Annotated in this window: 17 protein-coding genes; 5 read left to right on the plus strand and 12 right to left on the minus strand. The window is 68.4% G+C overall.

What is annotated here, in order from left to right; all coding sequences use genetic code 11:
• Positions 1-21: 21 nt before the first annotated feature.
• The 3 genes from VLK31_RS33510 to VLK31_RS33520 all read right to left on the minus strand — a co-directional run bounded on the left by VLK31_RS33510 (position 22) and on the right by VLK31_RS33520 (position 3,589).
• Entirely contained in the window at positions 22-789 is a 768-nt protein-coding gene (locus tag VLK31_RS33510; protein WP_409172806.1) for a class II glutamine amidotransferase, read from the minus strand.
• A 69-nt stretch (positions 790-858) separates the two neighbouring features.
• Positions 859-2,001 (minus strand): ABC transporter substrate-binding protein, encoded by a 1,143-nt coding sequence (locus tag VLK31_RS33515; protein WP_409172807.1) that lies wholly within the window; start codon positions 1,999-2,001, stop codon positions 859-861.
• An 82-nt stretch (positions 2,002-2,083) separates the two neighbouring features.
• On the minus strand, positions 2,084-3,589 hold the full coding sequence (locus VLK31_RS33520; RefSeq protein ID WP_409172848.1) for a DHA2 family efflux MFS transporter permease subunit: 1,506 nt from the start codon (positions 3,587-3,589) through the stop codon (positions 2,084-2,086).
• A gap of 186 nt (positions 3,590-3,775) precedes the next feature.
• On the opposite strand from VLK31_RS33520, the gene VLK31_RS33525 reads away from it, so the two are divergent.
• Entirely contained in the window at positions 3,776-5,176 is a 1,401-nt protein-coding gene (locus VLK31_RS33525; RefSeq protein WP_409172808.1) for a putative zinc-binding metallopeptidase, read from the plus strand.
• Here VLK31_RS33525 and VLK31_RS33530 read toward each other — a convergent pair.
• Both VLK31_RS33530 and VLK31_RS33535 read right to left on the minus strand, forming a co-directional pair.
• Positions 5,167-5,406, minus strand: a complete 240-nt coding sequence (locus VLK31_RS33530; RefSeq protein ID WP_409172809.1) for a cysteine-rich CWC family protein — start codon at positions 5,404-5,406, stop codon at positions 5,167-5,169. The two genes, VLK31_RS33525 and VLK31_RS33530, sit on opposite strands and share 10 nt — an antisense overlap.
• Positions 5,403-6,665 (minus strand): 6-phosphofructokinase, encoded by a 1,263-nt coding sequence (locus VLK31_RS33535; protein ID WP_409172810.1) that lies wholly within the window; start codon positions 6,663-6,665, stop codon positions 5,403-5,405. Before VLK31_RS33535 ends, VLK31_RS33530 begins: the two co-directional genes overlap by 4 nt.
• 157 nt (positions 6,666-6,822) lie before the next feature.
• On the opposite strand from VLK31_RS33535, the gene VLK31_RS33540 reads away from it, so the two are divergent.
• Complete coding sequence (locus VLK31_RS33540) at positions 6,823-7,728, plus strand: DUF4261 domain-containing protein (RefSeq protein WP_409172811.1); 906 nt, start codon at positions 6,823-6,825, stop codon at positions 7,726-7,728.
• 62 nt (positions 7,729-7,790) lie between these two features.
• Here VLK31_RS33540 and VLK31_RS33545 read toward each other — a convergent pair whose 3' ends face one another.
• The 3 genes from VLK31_RS33545 to VLK31_RS33555 form a co-directional block, all read right to left on the minus strand.
• Positions 7,791-8,594, minus strand: a complete 804-nt coding sequence (locus tag VLK31_RS33545) for an enoyl-CoA hydratase-related protein (RefSeq protein ID WP_409172812.1) — start codon at positions 8,592-8,594, stop codon at positions 7,791-7,793.
• Between the two features lie 2 nt (positions 8,595-8,596).
• Positions 8,597-9,775 (minus strand): acetyl-CoA C-acetyltransferase, encoded by a 1,179-nt coding sequence (locus VLK31_RS33550; protein WP_409172813.1) that lies wholly within the window; start codon positions 9,773-9,775, stop codon positions 8,597-8,599.
• Positions 9,776-9,904: 129 nt separating this feature from the next.
• Complete coding sequence (locus VLK31_RS33555) at positions 9,905-10,258, minus strand: DUF2917 domain-containing protein (RefSeq protein ID WP_409172814.1); 354 nt, start codon at positions 10,256-10,258, stop codon at positions 9,905-9,907.
• Positions 10,259-10,340: 82 nt separating this feature from the next.
• On the opposite strand from VLK31_RS33555, the gene VLK31_RS33560 reads away from it, so the two are divergent.
• Positions 10,341-11,285, plus strand: a complete 945-nt coding sequence (locus tag VLK31_RS33560) for a LysR substrate-binding domain-containing protein (protein ID WP_409172815.1) — start codon at positions 10,341-10,343, stop codon at positions 11,283-11,285.
• 30 nt (positions 11,286-11,315) lie between these two features.
• Here VLK31_RS33560 and VLK31_RS33565 read toward each other — a convergent pair whose 3' ends face one another.
• Complete coding sequence (locus VLK31_RS33565) at positions 11,316-11,894, minus strand: fasciclin domain-containing protein (protein ID WP_409172816.1); 579 nt, start codon at positions 11,892-11,894, stop codon at positions 11,316-11,318.
• A gap of 414 nt (positions 11,895-12,308) precedes the next feature.
• On the opposite strand from VLK31_RS33565, the gene VLK31_RS33570 reads away from it, so the two are divergent.
• Positions 12,309-12,536 (plus strand): hypothetical protein, encoded by a 228-nt coding sequence (locus VLK31_RS33570; protein ID WP_409172817.1) that lies wholly within the window; start codon positions 12,309-12,311, stop codon positions 12,534-12,536.
• A gap of 193 nt (positions 12,537-12,729) precedes the next feature.
• On the opposite strand, the gene VLK31_RS33575 is transcribed toward VLK31_RS33570, so the two are convergent.
• A complete protein-coding gene (locus VLK31_RS33575) occupies positions 12,730-14,055 on the minus strand; it encodes an MFS transporter (RefSeq protein ID WP_409172818.1) in 1,326 nt (441 codons plus the stop codon).
• A gap of 136 nt (positions 14,056-14,191) precedes the next feature.
• Positions 14,192-16,402, minus strand: coding sequence for a malate synthase G (locus VLK31_RS33580; RefSeq protein WP_409172819.1), 2,211 nt, complete (start codon positions 16,400-16,402; stop codon positions 14,192-14,194).
• 205 nt (positions 16,403-16,607) lie between these two features.
• Here VLK31_RS33580 and hisC point away from each other — a divergent pair, with 205 nt between their 5' ends.
• Positions 16,608-17,585 (plus strand): histidinol-phosphate transaminase, encoded by a 978-nt coding sequence (hisC, locus tag VLK31_RS33585; protein ID WP_409172820.1) that lies wholly within the window; start codon positions 16,608-16,610, stop codon positions 17,583-17,585.
• 131 nt (positions 17,586-17,716) lie between these two features.
• Here the strand turns inward: hisC and VLK31_RS33590 are convergent, their stop codons facing one another.
• Positions 17,717-18,457 (minus strand): IclR family transcriptional regulator, encoded by a 741-nt coding sequence (locus tag VLK31_RS33590; protein ID WP_409172821.1) that lies wholly within the window; start codon positions 18,455-18,457, stop codon positions 17,717-17,719.
• Between the last annotated feature and the right edge of the window lie 80 nt (positions 18,458-18,537).

Below are 18,537 nucleotides of genomic sequence, written 5' to 3' on the forward strand. Positions count from 1 at the left end.
GGTTTGCAATCAGGTTTGCAATCAGACCCCCGACAACCGTCCGTCCACAAACACATGCAGCTCGCCCGGCGCGAACTGGGTCCAGGTCTCGTTGGTGGTGAGCGGCGCGGTCACCACCACGGCCACGCGGTCGGTGGGGGTGGTGTGCTGCGCGAAGTCGATGGCCAGGTCTTCGTCCGACAGTTGCGCGGTCACGAACGGGTGCTGGCGCTCCACGTACCAGAGGTTGGTGGAGGCATGCGCCCACAGCGCCTGGCCGTTGGACAGCATGAAGTTGAAGGTGCCGTGGCTCGCGAGCTGCGGCGCCAGTTCACGCAGCGTGAGCGTCAGCTCCTCGATGCTCGGCACGCCCGCATGCGACTTGGCCAGCTCCTGCATGAGCCAGCAGAAGGCATGTTCGCTGTCGGTGTTGCCCACCGGGTGAAAGTTGCCGTGCAGGCGCGGGCGAAAGTCTTTCAGGTCGCCGTTGTGGGCAAACACCCAGTAGCGGCCCCACAGCTCGCGCACGAACGGGTGGCAGTTCTGCAGGTTCACCTCGCCCTGCGTCGCCTTGCGGATGTGCGCGATGACGTTGCGGCTTTGAATGGGGTAGCGCCGAATGAGCTCCGCCACCGGCGACTCGCACGCCGGCTGGTGATCGACGAAGTGGCGCAGCCCGCGGTCTTCGAAGAACGCGATGCCCCATCCGTCCGCATGGTGGTCGGTGCGGCCGCCGCGCTGCGCGAACCCCGTGAAGCTGAAGGTCACGTCGGTCGGCGTGTTGCAGTTCATCCCTAGCAATTGACACATGTCAGCGATTAGACCGCGATTCGCGCCGGCCACCGTGCGCCGCGCCGCTCACCTGGCGTGGGACTGCGGCTAGCGGATGAATTTGCCATCCTTGGTCACGCGCACCATCTCGATGAAGCGCGAACCGGTGTTGCTGGCGCCGGTGAAGTCGATCTCCATGCCGCCGATGCGCAGCTTCATCGCCTTCAGCGTGGCGTGCAGCCTGGCGCGCGTGAGGTCGCGGCCGCTGCGGCGCAGGCCTTCGACCATCACCAGCGCATTGACGTAGCCCTCGTAGGCCAGGTAGCCCATGTCGACCTTGGCGCGCTCGGCCAGTTGGCGGAACTCGCGCGCGGTGGTGTCGACCTCGCTCCAGGGGTACGGCACGATCTGCGAAATGGCCAGCCCGCTGGTCTTGTCGCCCACGAGCTTGGCGGTGACGTCGCCCGGCACGATCGACATGCCGTAGTACATCTGGCGCCCGCCGGCCGCCCAGGCCGCCTTCATGACCTCGCCGCCGATGCCGCCGCCCAGATACATGATCACGGCCTGCGCCTTGCTGTTGGCCAGCGCCTTGCCGGCGGCCTCGTTGCCGGTGCCGTCGCCCTTGACGGCCACGGCGGCCTCGGGCTTGAGCTTGAGGGTGTCGAGCGCGCCTTCGACCAGCTTGGCCACTTCCGCGCCGCCGGGGTTGTCCAGGTACGCCACGGCGATGCGTGTCACGCCGATGGTCGTCAGATGCTGCACCAGCGCCTGGGCTTCACGCGCGAAGGTGGCGCGCACGAAGTAGCCCGCGCCGCCCATCTTCTCGCGGGCCGAGTCCGACACCGCATAGCCGCCCACCGTGGGCGCGCCGCTCTGGTTCACCACCTTGGCGCCCGCGGCGGTGGTGCCCGAGCCCACGCAGCCGAAGAAGGCGAAGACGCGGTGCTCGGCAAGTAGCTTCTCGTAGTTGGCCAGGGCCTTTTCGGGCTTGAGCTCGTCGTCGAGCGACACCACCCGGATCTTGCGGCCCGACAACCCGCCCTGTGCGTTGACCGAGTCGAAGGCCAGGCCCGCCCCCGCCATCACCACCTTGACCGGCACGCCGAGCGGGCCGCTCAGGATGCCGGTGTGGCCCAGAACGATTTCACCGTCGGTGACGCCGTTGTCGGCGGCATGGGCTGAAAGGGAAAACGGGCCGAGTCCGGCCGCTGCCGCAGCCGAGGCGGCGATGAAATTTCTGCGATGCATGGGGAACCCAATGGCTGTCAGGATCGAATGGATACAACTGATAACAATTGAATGCGAAAGTCCCCCCTTTCGCCGCCGGGGTTTACCCCGTGTTGCGCATCGGCCCCGTGCCTTGCGCTGGCGGCGTGCGCAGCTGCCACGCGGCGCAGATGGCCAGCGCGCACAGCCCCGCCAGCATCGCGAACACCTCGTCGAACGCGGCCAGCCGGGCCGGGCTGCTCAACGGGTTGGCCAGCGAGTCGCCGTGCGCGGCCAGCCGCCACTCGAGCACGATGGCGCACAGGCTCACGCCGGCCGCGCCGCCCAGCATGCGCACGAAGTTGATGGCGCTCGCGCCCTGCGGAATGAGCGGCTTGGCCAGCGGACGCATAGAGCCCAGGTTGAGCGAAGGCAGGATGAACCCCAGCCCGATGCGCCCGATGACCGCGAAGGCCACCAGCAGCCACAGTGCGCTGTCCAGCCGCAGCACCATCATCAGCGCGAAGGAGGCCGCCAGCAGCGCCAGGCCGATGGTCACCAGCAGCCACGTGGGGTGCCGGTCGGCCAGCCGGCCCACGCCCGCGATGGTCAGCGCCAGCACCAGGCCCGCGGGCAGCAGGATGGTGCCCACGTGCGAGGCCGACAGGCTCAGCCCCACCTGCATGTACACCGGCAGCAGGTACGTGGAGCCGAACAGCGCCGTGCCGTAGATGAAGGCCACCACGCTGCCCATGGCGAACTGCCGGTACTTGAAGAGCGCCAGGTTCATCAGCGGCGTGCCGCCCGCGGCCGCCAGCCGGCGCTGCCACCACACGAAGGCGGCAAAGGAAGCGAGCGCGCCGACCAGCAGCAGCGCGGCCTGCAGCGGGGAGTCTCCACGCAGCTCGACCAGCCCGTTCAGCAGGCACAGCGTGCCCACCGTGCCCAGCGCCAGGCCGCGCGTATCGAGCCCGCTGCCGCGCACCGCGGCCACGCCGCCCGGCGCCGTCTTGGGCACGAACTTGTAGGCCAGCCAGATCGAGGCCAGGCAGAACGGCACCACCATGAAGAAGATCGAGCGCCAGCCGAACAGGTCGACCAGCACCCCGCCGATGCTCGGCCCGATGGCCGGCGCCAGCACCACGCCCATGCCGAAGATGCCGCTCGCGCGCCCCTGCTCGTGCGGCTCGAAGGCGCGCAGGATGATGATGGCCGGAATGGGCTGCACCACGCCCGCCGCCAGCCCTTCGGCCACGCGCGCGAACAGCACCAGCGAAAAGTTGTTGGCCAGCCCGCCCACGATGCCGCCCACCAGCAGCAACAGCATCGTGCCCACGTAGGTGCGCCGGTAGCCGTAGCGCGACAGCAGCCACGGCGTGGTGAGCATGGAGACGGTCATGGCCACCATGAAGCCCGAGCTCACCCACTGCGCGCGCTCCTGGCCCAAAGAGAAGTGGTGGCTCATGCCCGGAATGGCCACGTTGACGATGGTCGAGGACATGATCGACGCCATCGTTCCCACCATGACCGACAGCAGCAGGTACCAGCGGTAGCGCTCGCCGTAGCGTTCGCGCAGGGTGCCGATGGTGGGAATGCTGGGGATGTCTGGCGGGGCCGACGTGGCCGGCATGGGCGACGGAGGTGGCTTGGGCGTGGCTTCGGATGCGTGGGGGGGTGTCATGTGCTGCGGAATGGCTGGTGTTCCGTCGTCCTACAAGCATATCGGCGATTGCATGGCGAACGGCGCGGTGGCCAATCGCACAATGCAGCCGCTGACCCTCTTGCGTCAAGCTTCGCGTCAAGACCGATACACCCCATGAATGCCCCCGTGAACGATCTCAACGACTCCACCGCTCTTGCGTCAGCGCCTGAAGTTTCTCCCGTGCCTGAAGGCACCGCCGCAACCACGCTGGCCACCGAACTGGCCGCGCCCACCGTCAGCCGTTCGTACCGCTGCCAATGCGGTCGCCCCGTGTTTCTGCGCAACAGCCAGTGCCTGGCCTGCCGCACGCCGCTGGGCTATGTGGAAGACCGCCTGGGCGTGGTGCCGCTGGCGCCCGCGCAGGGCAACGACGCACCGCCCGACACCTTCACCGTGTTCGGCGACGCGCAGGGCCCGATCTACCGGCGCTGCGCCAACCTCATGACCGCCGCCGCCTGCAGCTGGATGGTGCCCGCCGCGCGCGACGGCCAGCCGCCACCGGTCGACACCCACGGCCTGGCGCCCGGCTACTGCCTGGCCTGCAGCGTGACCCGCACCATCCCCGACCTGTCGCAGGAGGCCAACGGCGTCTTCTGGGGCAAGCTCGAACAGGCCAAGCGCCGGCTCATCTCGCAACTGCTGGCGCTGCGCCTGCCGGTGGTGAGCCGCCATGTCGACGCGGTGCACGGCCTGGCCTTCGACTTCCTCAGCAACATGCCCGGCGGCCCGCACGTGATGACGGGCCACGACGACGGCGTGATCACGCTGAACGCCGAGGAGGCCGAAGACGCCGTGCGCGAGCGCATCCGCGCCGAGATGCGTGAGCCCTACCGCACGCTGCTGGGTCACTTCCGCCACGAAATCGGCCACTACTACTGGGACCTGCTGGTGCTGCCCACACCGTGGATCGACGACTTTCGCGCGCTCTTCGGCGACGACCGTGCCGACTACGCGGCCGCCCTGCAAGTGCACTACGAGCAAGGCCCGCCGCCCGACTGGGCCGACCGCTACGTGAGCAGCTACGCCAGCACCCATCCGTGGGAAGACTGGGCCGAGACCTGGGCCCACTACCTGCACATGGCCGACACGGCCGACACCGCGATGAGCTTTGGCGTGGACGCCACCAACGTCGAGCTGACCAACGACCTCTTCACCGTGGAAGACCTGTGGCAGCCCGACCATGCGGACGCGGGCAAGTTTCTGGACTTCATCAACGGCTGGGTGAAGCTCACCAACGTGCTCAACGAGCTGTCGCGCAGCATGGGCCAGCCCGACTACTACCCGTTCGTGCTGCCGCGCGCGGCGGTGGGCAAGCTGCAGTTCATTCACAGCGTGATCACGCAGCAGCGGGCCGGCAGCGCGCCGACGATGGTGGTGGCGAGTGAAGTGGCGGCGAGTTCGGTGGAGGCGGTGCAGCCGTTGCAATCGCAATCGCAAGGACAGTCGCAGTCGCAGGGCCAATCTCAAGGCCAGTCGCAGGGCCAGTCCCAGTCGCAGGGCTTCGTTCAGTCCTGAGCCTGTGGCGCGCCTGCCGCGCAACGCGCGCAGATGCACGCCAGCCCGCGCATCTCTTCCGGCAAGTTCGTCAGCGGCGCGTTGCTGAAGTCGATTTGCATGCACCAGCAGGCCGGCTGCGCCTGCCCCGTCTCGCGCTCGACTTCCATCGCGCAGCGGTTCTGCTCGCCGCACAGCGGGCAGCGCGTGGCGTCGATCAGACCGGCGGGCGGCGCGGCGGCCATGGTCATGCGATCGCGAACGCCGGCAGCTTCTTCGCCACGGCCACGTTCTGCAGCGTCACGTACACCGGCAGGCCGCCGCTGTAGGCCGGGTAGTCCTCGCCCTCGATCAGCGGCAGCAGGTAGCGCCGGCATTTTTCGGTGATGCCGTAGCCGTCGTCCGAAATGAAATCGCGCGGCATCGGCTTCTCGACATTGGCGACCGACTCCAGCGGCGCGCTGCCGATGGTGTACGCATAGGGCACGTCGGACGTGCGCTCGATGGTCGGCATCACCGCATTGCGGCCTTCCAGCGCCAGCTCGACCGCGCGCTGGCCCAGTTCATAGGCCTGCTTCACGTCGGTGGCCGAGGCAATGTGCCGGGCCGCGCGCTGCAGGTAGTCGGCCACCGCCCAGTGGAACTTGTGGCCCAGTGCGTCCTTCACCATCTGCGCCACCACCGGCGCCGCACCGCCCAGCTGCGCATGGCCGAACGCATCGCGCGTGCCCTGCTCGGCCAGGAAGGTGCCGTCGGGGTGATGGCAGCCTTCGGACACCACCACCGAGCAGTAGCCGTGCTGCTTCACCAGTGAATCGACCCGCGCGATGAAGCGCGCCTTGTCGAACTCGATCTCCGGGAACAGCACCACCACCGGAATGCCCTGGTCCGCCGCCAAGCCGCCTGCCGCCGCGATCCAGCCCGCATGCCGGCCCATCACTTCGAGCACGAACACCTTGGTGGACGTGGCCGCCATCGAGCGCACGTCGAATGAGGCCTCGATGGTCGACACCGCCACGTACTTGGCGACCGAGCCGAAGCCCGGGCAGCAGTCGGTCAGCGGCAGGTCGTTGTCGATGGTCTTGGGCACGTGGATGGCCTGCAGCGCATAGCCCATCGACTGCGACAGCTGGCTTACCTTGAAGCAGGTGTCGGCCGAATCGCCGCCGCCGTTGTAGAAGAAATAGCCGATGCCGTGCGCCTTGAACACCTCGATGAGCCGCTCGTACTCGCGGCGGTTCTTCTCCAGCGACTTGAGCTTGTAGCGGCACGAGCCGAACGCGCCAGAAGGCGTGCTGCGCAGCGCGGCAATGGCCTCGGCCGACTCGGCGCCAGTGTCGATCAGCTCCTCGGTCAGCGCGCCGATGATGCCGTTGCGCCCGGCGTACAGCTTGCCGATGCGCTCGGGGTGCCGGCGCACCGTTTCGATCACGCCGCAGGCCGACGCGTTGATGACCGAGGTGACGCCGCCCGACTGGGCATAGAAGGCATTGGTGAGGTCGTGGGGCATGAAGATTCCTTGGCTCGCGGGGAGGGCCATTCTGGCGCAATCGCCCGGCGCAGGACAACCGCCGGGCCGGCGGTTCGGGTGCGATTACAGTTCTTTTCCTTATGCACGGTGCAGCGCCGTGCGCAGGCGCTGCGGCGCATTCAGGGAGCCCCCATACATGAGCATCTTTTCCCGTTTCTTCGGCCGCAAGGACGAACCCTCCGACACCGGCGCGCTGGTGGCCAACCCCGATCTGGAAGACCCGGTCGCGCTGACCGTGCTGTTCGCGCAGCCGCAGCCCATCGACATTGCCGCGTTCGGCCAGGCGCTGCGCGCCTACCACCGCTCCACCGCCGACGCGCGCTGCGAAATGTCGCCCGACCCCGGCCCCTTCATCGCGCTGGCCGGCTGGCGCAACCATGTGGTGCGGCTGGTCGGCTTCGATGCGCCGATGCCCGCAGACGCGCTGGAGACCTGCGTAGGGCCGGCGCACTACCCGCAGGAACTCAAGGCCCAGGTGCGCGCCCACCGCGGCCACCTGATCCTTTACTACGCCGGGCGCGAGGCCTCGGTGCTGGAGCAGTACGTGGCGCTGGCCACCGTGGCCGGTGCGCTGGCCCGGCTCGGCGCGCTGGCGGTGGTGAACGAGGCGGCGCACACCTCGATGCCGGCGGCAGTCTTCGACGCCGAGTTCGAGGTTGAGGGCGAGGGCGACAGCATCGAACTGCTGCGCGAACTCGACCTGCCCGCGCTGTACTGCGGCTTCGTCAAGTACGACGTGGAAGGCGCGCCGGGCGTGTGGATGCGCACCTACGGCGCCGACCGCTTCGGCCATCCCGACTTTGCGGTGCTGGCCGAAGGCCACCACGAGGGCGAGACGTACTTTCAGCTGTTCGGCAACGTGCTGCGCTACCTGGTCGACAGCGGCGCTGAAATGGGGGCGGGCCACACCATGCAGGTGGGCGAAGACCGCTTCATGCGGCTGCGCGCGCCGGCCGAGACCGAGTACTTTCTGGACGGCCCCGGCACGGTGATGGTGGCCGAGATGATCGGCGCCGACGAGATCGTGCAGCGGCCGCACTGAGGCGGCGCCCGGGCCCTTGTGATTCTCTTGAGGCTCTTGATGCCGGCCGGCGAAGCCGTCTTTCAGCGGGGCTCGAACACCGGCGGGCGCTTCTGCAGAAACGCACTCACGCCTTCGCGAAAGCTCGGGCTGTCGATCAGTTCGCGCTGGCGCTCGCTCTCGTAGTGCAACTGCTCCTTCAGCGTGTGGCGCTCCGAGGCGTCGAAGGCTTCGCGCGCCTCGGTCACCGCATGCGCGGGCAGGCGCGCCAGGCGCTGCGCGATGGCCCTGGCTTCGTCCATCAGCTGCGCGTCTTCCACGCAGGCCCAGATCAGCCCCCACTGCACCGCGCGCTCCGCGCTCAGGCGCTCGTCGAGCAGCGCCATGCCCATGGCGCGCGCGCGGCCCGCGCGGCGCGGAATGGCCCAGGTGCAGCCCAGGTCGGGCACGATGCCCAGCTTGGGCAAGAACGGCAGGTAGAAGTACGCGCTGCGCGCCGCAACGGTCACGTCGGCCGCCAGCGCCAGGCCCACGCCCGCACCGGCCGCCGGGCCGTTCACCGCGGCCACCACCGGCACCGGCAGCGTGCGCAGCGTTTCGATCAGCGGGTTGCTGAGCGCCTGCATGCCCTCGGCCGTTTGCGTGCCGAGCGACTTGCCCTCTTCGCCTGCGGCCATCGCGCTCAGGTCGGCACCCACGCAGAAGGCCTTGCCCGCGCCGGTGAGGATCACAGCGCGCACCGCGCGGTCGTCGCGAATGCGCTCCAGCGTGTCGCGCAGTTCCACCTGCAGCTCGCGCGCAATCGGGTTGAGCTTGGCCGGCAGGTTCAGCGTGAGCGTGGCGATGCCGTCGTTCAGTTCATGGCGCACAAAGGGTTGGTCGCTCATGGTCACAGCCTTTCGATGATGGTGACGTTGGCCATGCCGCCGCCTTCGCACATGGTCTGCAGGCCGTAGCGCTTGCCGCGCTGACCCAGCGCATGAATCAGCGTGGTCATCAGCTTGGTGCCCGAGGCACCCAGCGGATGGCCCAGCGCGATGGCGCCGCCGTTCACGTTCAGGCGCGACGGGTCGGCGCCCAGCGCCTGCAGCCAGGCGATGGGCACGGGCGCAAAGGCCTCGTTCACTTCGTACAGGTCGATGTCGCCGATGCTCATGCCGGCCTTCTTCAATGCACGTTGCGTGGCGGGCAGCGGGGCCTCCAGCATGATGACCGGGTCGTGCCCCATCACGCTCATGTGGTGGATGCGCGCGAGCGGCTTCACGCCCAGCGCCTTCAGGCCGCGCTCGTTCACCACCAGCACGCCGCTGGCACCGTCGCAGATCTGGCTGGCCGTGGCGGCCGTGCAGCGCCCGCCTTCGGCAATGAGCTTCACGCCCGCGATGCCTTCCAGCGTGGCCTCGAAGCGAATGCCTTCGTCCACCGTGTGCCGCTCGCCGCTGCGCGTGCCGTCGGCCAGCAGCACGTCGATGGGCACGATCTCTTCGTTGAAGGCGCCCGCGCGGGTCGCCGCAATGGCGCGGTGGTGGCTTTCCAGCGCATAGCGGTCGAGCGCGTCCTTCTCGATGCCGTAGTTCTTCGCGATCATTTCCGCGCCCGTGAACTGGCTGAATTCCACGCCGGGGTAGCGCGCCTTCATCGCCGGGCTCATGTAGGTGCCCAGGCCGGCCTTGGCCGGCAGCGCGTTGGGCGTGAACATGGGCACGCGCGTCATGCTCTCCACGCCGCCCGCGATCACCGCGTCCATGGCGCCCGACATCACGGCCTGCGCCGCAAAGTGCAGTGCCTGCTGCGACGAGCCGCATTGCCGGTCGACCGAGGTGCCCGGCACCGACTCTGGCAGCCGCGACGCCAGCACCGCGTTGCGCGCGATGTTGGTGGCCTGTTCGCCCACCTGGCTCACGCAGCCGAGGATCACGTCCTCCACCGCCGCGGGGTCGATGCCGCTGCGCGCCACCAATGCATCGATCACCTGCGCCGCCAGGTCCGCCGGGTGCCAGCCCGCGAGCTTGCCGCCGCGCCGGCCGCCGGCCGTGCGTGCGGCGGCAACGATGTATGCCTCTGCCATGTTCATGTCCTTCCGATGACGGGAATTCGGGATGCCCCAAGGCGAGCGAGGCCGCGCGTTGCAAGCAACGGCGGCCAGCGAAGCGGCGGGGCTCGTGAGCATCGATGGTTCGACGCCCACGAACCAGGGTCAAGCCGGGGACAACCCGTGGGGCAGAAGTCGCCAAGGCGACCTTGTGCGTGCGCGCCGCGGCAGCGCAATGGCGGCTGCCTGCGCATGCGACAGGGTGATGCACGAGGCCTCCAGCGCCGACACCAGCACGCGCCGGTGGTCGGTGCCTTCGAAGCGCTCGCCCGGTGCCAGCACGATGTCGCGCAGGTCGCGGTCCAGCGTGACCCAGACCGAGCCGCTGCGGCACGCGATACCCACGCCGGCGCCGTCGGGCACGGCGAAGACGGCGCGCTTGGGCAGGCTCAGGTGGAAGCGGGAGGCGTCCGAAGAAGGGTAGGAAGACGCGCTAGAAGAAGGGTGGTCGGTGCTCATGGCAAGCTCCATTGCATTCGTGATACGAATGAATATAGTGAGCCGACCCCTGCTTTACACGCGGTCATTCGGAACTCGTTGCATGCATCCAGAGAATGCGAAACCCCATGGCGCCCTTGCGGCCGAGCTCCCGCCGCTGGAGTTGCTGCGCAGCTTCGAGGCGGCTGCGCGCCGGTTGAGCTTCACGCTGGCGGCCGGCGAGCTGCACCTCACGCAGTCGGCCGTGAGCCGGCAGATCCAGCAGCTCGAAGCGCACCTGGGCGTGCTGTTGTTCGAGCGCCGCCACCGCGCGCTGTCGCTCACCGACGCCGGCAGCGTGCTGCAGCGCGCCGTCACCGACAGCCTGGAGCGGCTGCGCGACGCCACGGCCCGCGTGCGCGCCAGTTCCGCGCCGCGCCAAGTGGCCATCACCACCACGCCGGGCTTCGCGTCGCTCTGGCTCATTCCGCGGCTGGCGCATTTCACGGGCAGCCATCCGGGCGTCGACGTGCGCGTGTCGGCCACGCTCGACGTGCTCGACCTGGAGCGCAGCCGCATCGACGTAGCGGTGCGGCTCATGCCGACGGCCAGTGGCGCGGGGCCGGCGCTGTTCGAGGAGTCGGTGGTGCCGCTGTGCGCGCCCATGCTGGCCGATGCGCTGCGCGTGCCCGCCGACCTTGCAAAGTTCACGCTGCTGACGGTCGACTACCCCGATCACCGCGAAGCCCCCACCGCCGACTGGGAGCCCTGGCTCAAGGTGATGGGCCTGCAAGACCTGCGCATGAAGAGCACCCTGCGCTTCACGCAGTACGCCGATGCCGTGGCCGCCGCGGTGGCGGGGCAGGGCGTGGTGATCGGGCGGCTGCCGTTGCTGAGTGAACTGCTGCGCGAAGGGCGGCTGGTGGCGCCGCTGGGGGAGGGTGCCGCGTCGCTGCGCGGCTACTTCGTCGAAACGGCAAAGCGCGCCGCGGGCAACCGCGACGCGCTCGAGTTCGCGCAATGGCTGCGCGACGAGGCCGAAGAGATGAAGGCGGCGCAGCGGGCCTGAGAGGTCGCTGCGCGCCTGCCGCTCAGGGGATCAACCCGGCAGCAGCACCTTGTTCACGACGTGGATCACGCCGTTCGACTGGTACACGTTGGCAATGGTCACCATGGCGGTGCCGCCCTTGGCGTCGGTCACCATCACGTTGCCGCCGCTCATGGTGGCGGTCAGCGTGCCGCCGCTGGCGGTCTTCAGCACGGCCTTGCCGCCGCCGGCGTTGATGGCGCTCATCAGTGCCGGGCCGTCCATCTTGCCGGGCACCACGTGGTACGTCAGCACCTTGGTCAGCGTGGCCTTGTTCTCGGGCTTGAGCAGCGTGTCCACGGTGCCGGCCGGCAGCGCGGCAAAGGCCGCGTTGGTGGGTGCGAACACGGTGAATGGGCCGGGGCTCTTGAGCGTGTCGACCAGGCCGGCAGCCTTCACGGCGGCAACCAGCGTGGTGTGGTCCTTCGAATTCACGGCGTTGTCGACGATGTCCTTCGTCGGGTACATCGCGGCGCCGCCGACCATCGGGTTCGACGACATGGCCGTGCTGCCGCTGCCGCTCATGCCCATGCCGCCTGCGCAAGCGCTGAGCAGGACCGAAACGCCGACTGCAATCATGAGTTTTTTCATTGAAGGCTCCTGGAGAGAAATGGTTCTTGGAAGGTGTCTGTGGAAACCGCCATCAGCTCGGGGGCGCGATGCGCTTGAATCGAATACGGGGCCTGCGCGCATTTGGATTCGCACCCGGTTTCAGATTTGTTGCGCGTCGGCTTTGCGCCACAGCCGGGCAAGCCGCGCTTGCGCATCGCACGCGTGCTCGACAGAATCCGTCCTTCGTTTTTCAGCAACAGTTTCTTTTCACCGCGCCTGGTGACGATCAACCTCCCGGGCGCTCAAGCCAACCAATGAACCGTTTCCTGAACACCTGACCCGCACACCGACCGCCCCGGCCGGATGTGCATCCACGCATCCGCCGAGGCCCGTCGACAAAGGCCCCGCGCAGCCATTCGCCGGGGCTTTTTTGTTTCTGGAGTGTGCGCACATATGAGTGCTCAACGAAAGGCCCGCGACGACGACAAGCGTCTGGGCCGGTATTACTTTGCGGTGCCCGTTGCGGCACCGCGCAACCCCGTGGTGGCCGCGCTGGCCCGCGGCGAATCCAACCAGCGCGCGGGCCGCCACCTGCGCACGCACCGCGCGGAGCGGCGTGCACAGAAGGTGGCGCTGCAGAAGGCGGCGTACAGCCCGCGCGGGGGAGCCGGCGATGCGTGAAGACATGGACAAGGTCATCGCCGCTGCCCGGTCACGCGGCGCGGCGGGTGCGAGAAGCCGGCCTTCGGTTCACCCGATCATCGGCACATGTACGGGCGGGACCACGTGTATGCGGCCGCGATGCGCAGGCTCAACATGTGGGAGGTACGCAAGCGCTTCGGCGATCTGTGGCCGGACCCCGCGGCCGGCCCCATCAACCGTTGAAGCGCGCGGACACGGGTGCCCGCGGCAGCAGCACGAAAGCCAGCGTGCCCGCTGCCAGCATGCCCGCCACCGTGAGGAACACCGCGCGGAACGGCTCCGCGCCGTGCGCTACCGCCCACGACGCGGCCACGCCAGTGGTCCATTGCATCAGCGACACACCGAGGAACATCGCCATGTTGAGCAGCGCCATCGCGCGGCCCGTCATGGCCGCCGGATACGAGGTCTTGGTGTATGCGTACTGCAGCACGCTGTAGCCCGAGAGCAGGCCGTAGGCAATCGGCAGGCCGATGTCGACCGCGCGCGAGTTCGTGAGCGCCATGGCCGCGAACATCAGCGCGCCGGCCAGCGCGCAGCCCGTCATCCAGTGGGCGCGCCGCGCACCGCCCGGGTCCATGCGCCCGAACAGCGCGGGGCTGATCATGCCGGCCACCGTCATCACCAGCGCCACGTTGCCGCTGGCCACCAGCGACAGCCCATGCCGGTCGTGCAGCACCGGCCCCAGCCACAGGCCGCGCAGCGTGATGAACGCCGCGTACGACACGCAGGCGAAGCAGATCAGGCCCAGCGTGTGCGGCATCGCGAACAGCGGCAGCAGCTCGCGCACGGCCTTGCCCAGCGACTGGCGCTCGGCCGGTGCGGCCTGTGTTTCGTCATGCGCCGCCGCGCGCGCAGGCTCGCGCACGCGCCAGAAGATGACCACCCACGAGAGCACTGCAAAGCCGGCCAGCACCGCATAGCCGGCGCGCCACGAAGCGGCCTCTATCAGCAAGGCCAGCGGCGTGCCGGTGAACACGATGCCCAGGCCCGCCATGCTCATCACCAGCCCCGACATGGCGGTGAAGCGCGAGGCATCGAAGTGCCGCGCGATGAACACCGTGCAGGCCAGGAACGCCGGCGCGCAGCCCACGCCGATGAGCGCCTGCCCGATCAGCAGCGCGTGGTAGTTGGGCGCCATGGCGCACAGCACCGCGCCCGCCACGGCCAGCGGAAAAGCCGTGAGCACCGTGCGGCGCACGCCGAACATGTCGATCGACACGCCCATCGCGAGCTGCATGATGCCGAAGGCGAAGTGAAAGGTGCCGGCCCAGATGCCGAGCTGCTGCGGCGTCAGCCCGAAGTAGCCGCTGAGCGGCGTGGCCATCATGGCGCCGACCGTGCGAAAGGCCTGGCTCAGCGCGAAGGCCGAGGCCAGCGCGACCAGCATGGCGGCCGCGGAGGTGGCCCCAGGGGGAAAGCGAGAGAAGCGAGAGAGGCGTGAAGGCTGTCCGGCGTTGCCGGTGCGCTCCGCGGGCTTGGGTGCCGCGTTCGGGTTCATGAGGGAGACGGGGGGCTTGATGAAGAGGGCGGCCTGAATGCTAATGGCTCGCGGCCCTTCATGCAGAACGGCGCCCGAGGGCGCCGTTCGTTTCATCGGTGAGTGTGCGCCTGCGGGGCCCGCGCGTGGTCGAGGCTCAAGCCTCGCCCTTCACCTTCAACCGCCATGCATGCAGCAGCGGCTCCGTGTAGCCGCTGGGCTGTTCGATGCCCTTGAACACCAGGTCCTGTGCCGCCTTGTACGCCGCCGAGGTGTCGAAGTGGCCCGCCATCGGCAGGTATTGCGCATCGCCCGCGTTCTGCTCGTCCACCACCTTGGCCATGCGCTGGAAGGTCTCGTCGACCTGGGCCTTGGTCACCACGCCGTGCAGCAGCCAGTTGGCGATGTGCTGGCTGGAGATGCGCAGCGTGGCGCGGTCTTCCATCAGGCCCACGTTGTGGATGTCGGGCACCTTGGAGCAGCCCACGCCCTGGTCGATCCAGCGCACCACGTAACCCAGGATGCCCTGCACGTTGTTGTCGATTTCCTGCTGACGCTCTTCGGCCGTCCACTTGGCTTCGGCAGCGATGGGCACCTGCAGCAGCGCGTTGAGGATGTTGTCGCGTTCGCCGTCGGCGTCGATCTTCTCCAGCTCCTGCTGCACCGCGGTCACGCTGACCTGGTGGTAGTGCAGCGCATGCAGCGTGGCGGCGGTGGGCGAGGGCACCCAGGCGGTGTTGGCGCCGGCCTTGGGGTGCGCGATCTTCTGTTCGAGCATGGCGGCCATCAGGTCGGGCATGGCCCACATGCCCTTGCCGATCTGCGCCTTGCCACGCAGGCCGCACGACAGGCCGACCAGCACGTTGTTCTTTTCATAAGCGCCGATCCACGCGCTGGACTTCATGTCGCCCTTGCGGATCATCGGGCCGCCCTGCATGGCGGTGTGCATCTCGTCGCCGGTGCGGTCGAGGAAGCCCGTGTTGATGAAGGCCACGCGCGCGGCGGCTTCGGCAATGCAGGCCTTCAGGTTGACGCTGGTGCGGCGCTCTTCGTCCATGATGCCCAGCTTCACGGTGTTGGCGGGCAGGCCGAGCAGTTGCTCGACGCGGCCGAACAGCTCGCTGGCAAAGGCCACTTCGGCCGGGCCGTGCATCTTCGGCTTGACGATGTAGATGCTGCCGGTGCGCGAGTTGCCCTTGCGCTTCAGGTCGATGGTGGCGATGGTGGTGGTCACCACGGCGTCCAGAATGCCTTCGGGAATTTCCTTGCCGGCGGCGTACAGGATGGCCGGGTTGGTCATCAGGTGGCCCACATTGCGCAGGAACATCAGCGAGCGGCCGTGCAGCTTCACGGGCTGGCCGTCGGCACCGGTGTATTCACGGTCGGGGTTCAGGCCGCGCGTGAAGGTCTTGCCGCCCTTGGCGACTTCTTCGGTCAGCGAGCCTTCCACAATGCCCAGCCAGTTCGCATACGCGACCACCTTGTCGGCCGCGTCGACCACGGCCACCGAGTCTTCGAGGTCCAGGATGGTGGAGAGCGCGGCTTCCAGCACCAGGTCGCTCACGCCGGCCGCGTCGGTCTTGCCGATGGCGGTGCTGCGGTCGATGCGAATGTCCAGGTGAATGCCGTTGTGCTTGAGCAGCACCGACGACGGCGCCGCGGCGTCGCCCTGGTAGCCGATGAACTGCGAGGCATCGGCCAGGCCGGTGCTGCTGCTTTGCAGAGCGACGACGAGCTTGCCGTCCTTCACGCTGTAGCCGGTCGCCATCTTGTGCGAACCGTTTGCCAGCGGCGCGGCCTGGTCGAGCACGTTGCGCGCAAAGGCGATGACCTTGGCGCCGCGCACGGGGTTGTAGCCCTTGCCCTTTTCAGCGCCGTCGGTTTCCGGGATGGCGTCGGTGCCGTAGAGCGCGTCGTACAGCGAGCCCCAGCGCGCATTGGCCGCGTTGAGCGCGTAGCGCGCGTTCAGGATGGGCACCACCAACTGCGGGCCGGCTTGCAGTGCAAGTTCGGAGTCGACGTTGGTGGTCGTGGCCTTCGCGCCCTTGGGTTGGGGCAGCAGGTAGCCGATCTTTTCCAGGAAGGCGCGGTAGGCCGTCATGTCGGAAGGATTCGAAGGATCACCTGCGGTGATCGGCCCGGGGTTCTTCTTGTGCCAGGCGTCGAGCTCAGTCTGCAGGCGGTCGCGTTCGGCCAGCAGGGCGATGTTCTTGGGCGCGAGGTCGTGAACGATGGCGTCGAAGCCCTTCCAGAAGACGTCGCTGGCCACGCCGGTGGCGGGCAGGACCTTGTCTTCGATGAAGCGGTGGAGCTCGGTCGCGACCTGGAGTCCGTGGGCGGTGGTGCGGGCAGTGGCGCGGGTGTTCATGGGGGTTCTCCTTGAGAAAGATGCAGTCTTGGGTCGAACTTTATTCGATACCTTGATGGCAAGTAAGCGCCGCAAGCGGGATTTATCTGTGACAAAAATGGGGGTAATCGAAAACCGTCACGGGGAGTGCAAAGGGTAGGCACTGAGCGGGGCATGGCACGCGCCGGATATATTTAACTTCTTAAGCAAACCGGGACCCGCCCTCATGATTCTTCTGGCTTCCAACGAAAACCCCCTGGGCATGCCCGAATCGGCCCGGCGCGCGGCCGCCGCGGCACTCGACGGCGCGGGCAACTACCCCGACAGCAATGGCACCGCGCTGAAGAACGCGCTGGCCGCCCGGCTCGACGTGCCGCCCGAGTGGCTCACGCTGGGCAGCGGGTCGAGCGAAATCCTGGAGCTGGCCGCGCAGGTGAGTCTGAAGCCGGGCGAGGGCGTCGTCTACTCCCAGTACGGTTTCATCGTGTACGCGCAGGCCGCCGCGCATGCCCATGCGAGCGCCACCGTGGTGCCGGCGCACGCGCACGGGCACGACCTGGATGCGATGCGCGCGGCCATCGGCGACGACACGCAACTGGTGTTCGTGGCCAACCCGAACAACCCGACCGGCACCTTCATCAATGCCGCGCCACTGCTGGCGTTCTTGCAGTCGGTGCCTTCGCATGTGACGGTGCTGCTGGACGAGGCCTACACCGAGTACCTGTCGCCCGCTCAGCGCTACGACAGCATCGAATGGGTGCGGCGCCTGCCGAACCTGATCGTGGCGCGCACCTTCTCCAAGGCCTTCGGCCTGGCGGGGCTGCGCATCGGCTACGGCGTGTCGCAGCCGGCGCTGGCCCTGCGCATGAACGCGCAGCGCCCGCGCTTCAATGTGACCACGCCGGCGCAGGCCGCGGCGGTGGCAGCGCTGGACGATGCGGACTTTCTGGAGTGCACGTATGCGCTCAACACGGCGGGGCGCGAGCAGCTCGCGGCCGGCTTCACGGCGCTGGGGCTGACTTACGTGCCCTCGTCGGGCAACTTCCTGATGGTGCAGGTCGGCGACGCGCAGGCCGTGCATGCGCGCCTGCTGGCGGCCGGCATCGAGGTGTCGCTGCTCGGGCCTTACGGCCTGCCGCAATGGCTGCGCGTCAGTGTCGGCTTGCCTGAGCAGAACAAGGCCGTGCTGGCTGCTTTGGGCTGACCCCGGTTTTTCTCCCTCCCCTCCCGGGGGAGGATTGGGTGGGGGCACGGCTGCGTCCGCAACAACGCGGCGCCTGATCGAAGGCCCGCCCCCATCCCAGCCTTCCCCCGGCAGGGTAAGGAGCAAGACCTTCAGACCTGCCCGCTCAGTTCCTTTGCCGCGGCACACACCGGCGCGATGTATCGCTCGTCGTAGCGGTGCGTGGGCATGGTCAGCGTGACGGCCGCCGCCAGGCTGCCGTCCGCATGGAACACCGGCGCCGAGATGCCGGCCAGCTCGGCCGTGCGGTCGCCCACCAGCGCACACCAGCCCTGCGCGCGGATGCCGTCGTACAGCGCGCGCTCCTTCCCGCTGCGCGGCAGCTCGGCTGTGGGGCCGAAGGCGATCAGCACGCGCGCGCCCGCGCCACGGTCGTTGGGCAGCAGGTCGCCCACGCGCACATGGTCGCGCACCACATGCGACGAGTCGACCCGGAACTGACACAGCCGCACCCAGCTGTCGCCCTGGCCCTGGCGCACGTGGTACGCCGCGCTTTCGCCCGTGGCCGCGGTCAGCGCGCGCAGCACCGGCAGCACGATGTGCTCCAGCGACTGCGAGGCGGCGTACAGCCCGTGCAGCCGCGCGATTTCCATGCCCAGCGCATAGCGGCCGTCGTCCTGGCGGCGAATCAGCCGCGCATGCTCCAGCGAGGCCAGCAGCCGCAACACCGTGCTCTTGTAGAGCTGCGTGCGCTCGGCGAACTGCGCGAGCGACAGTGCCTCGTCGCCCGGCTGAAAAGCCGACAGCAGGCTCAGCGCGCGGTCGACCGCGGCGGCGCCGCCAGGGGCTGCGTTGAGGTCGGACACCGATTCGGTCTGGGCTTTGCGGGGCATGGGTGGGCTTGACAGGGAAAGTCGATCGGCGGTCTAATTCTGTTTAACGGAATTTAGTTCTGTCTAATAGAACTGTCAAG

This window comes from Variovorax sp. H27-G14 (genome assembly GCF_046156345.1).
In the GTDB taxonomy this organism is placed as follows: Bacteria; Pseudomonadota; Gammaproteobacteria; order Burkholderiales; family Burkholderiaceae_C; genus Variovorax.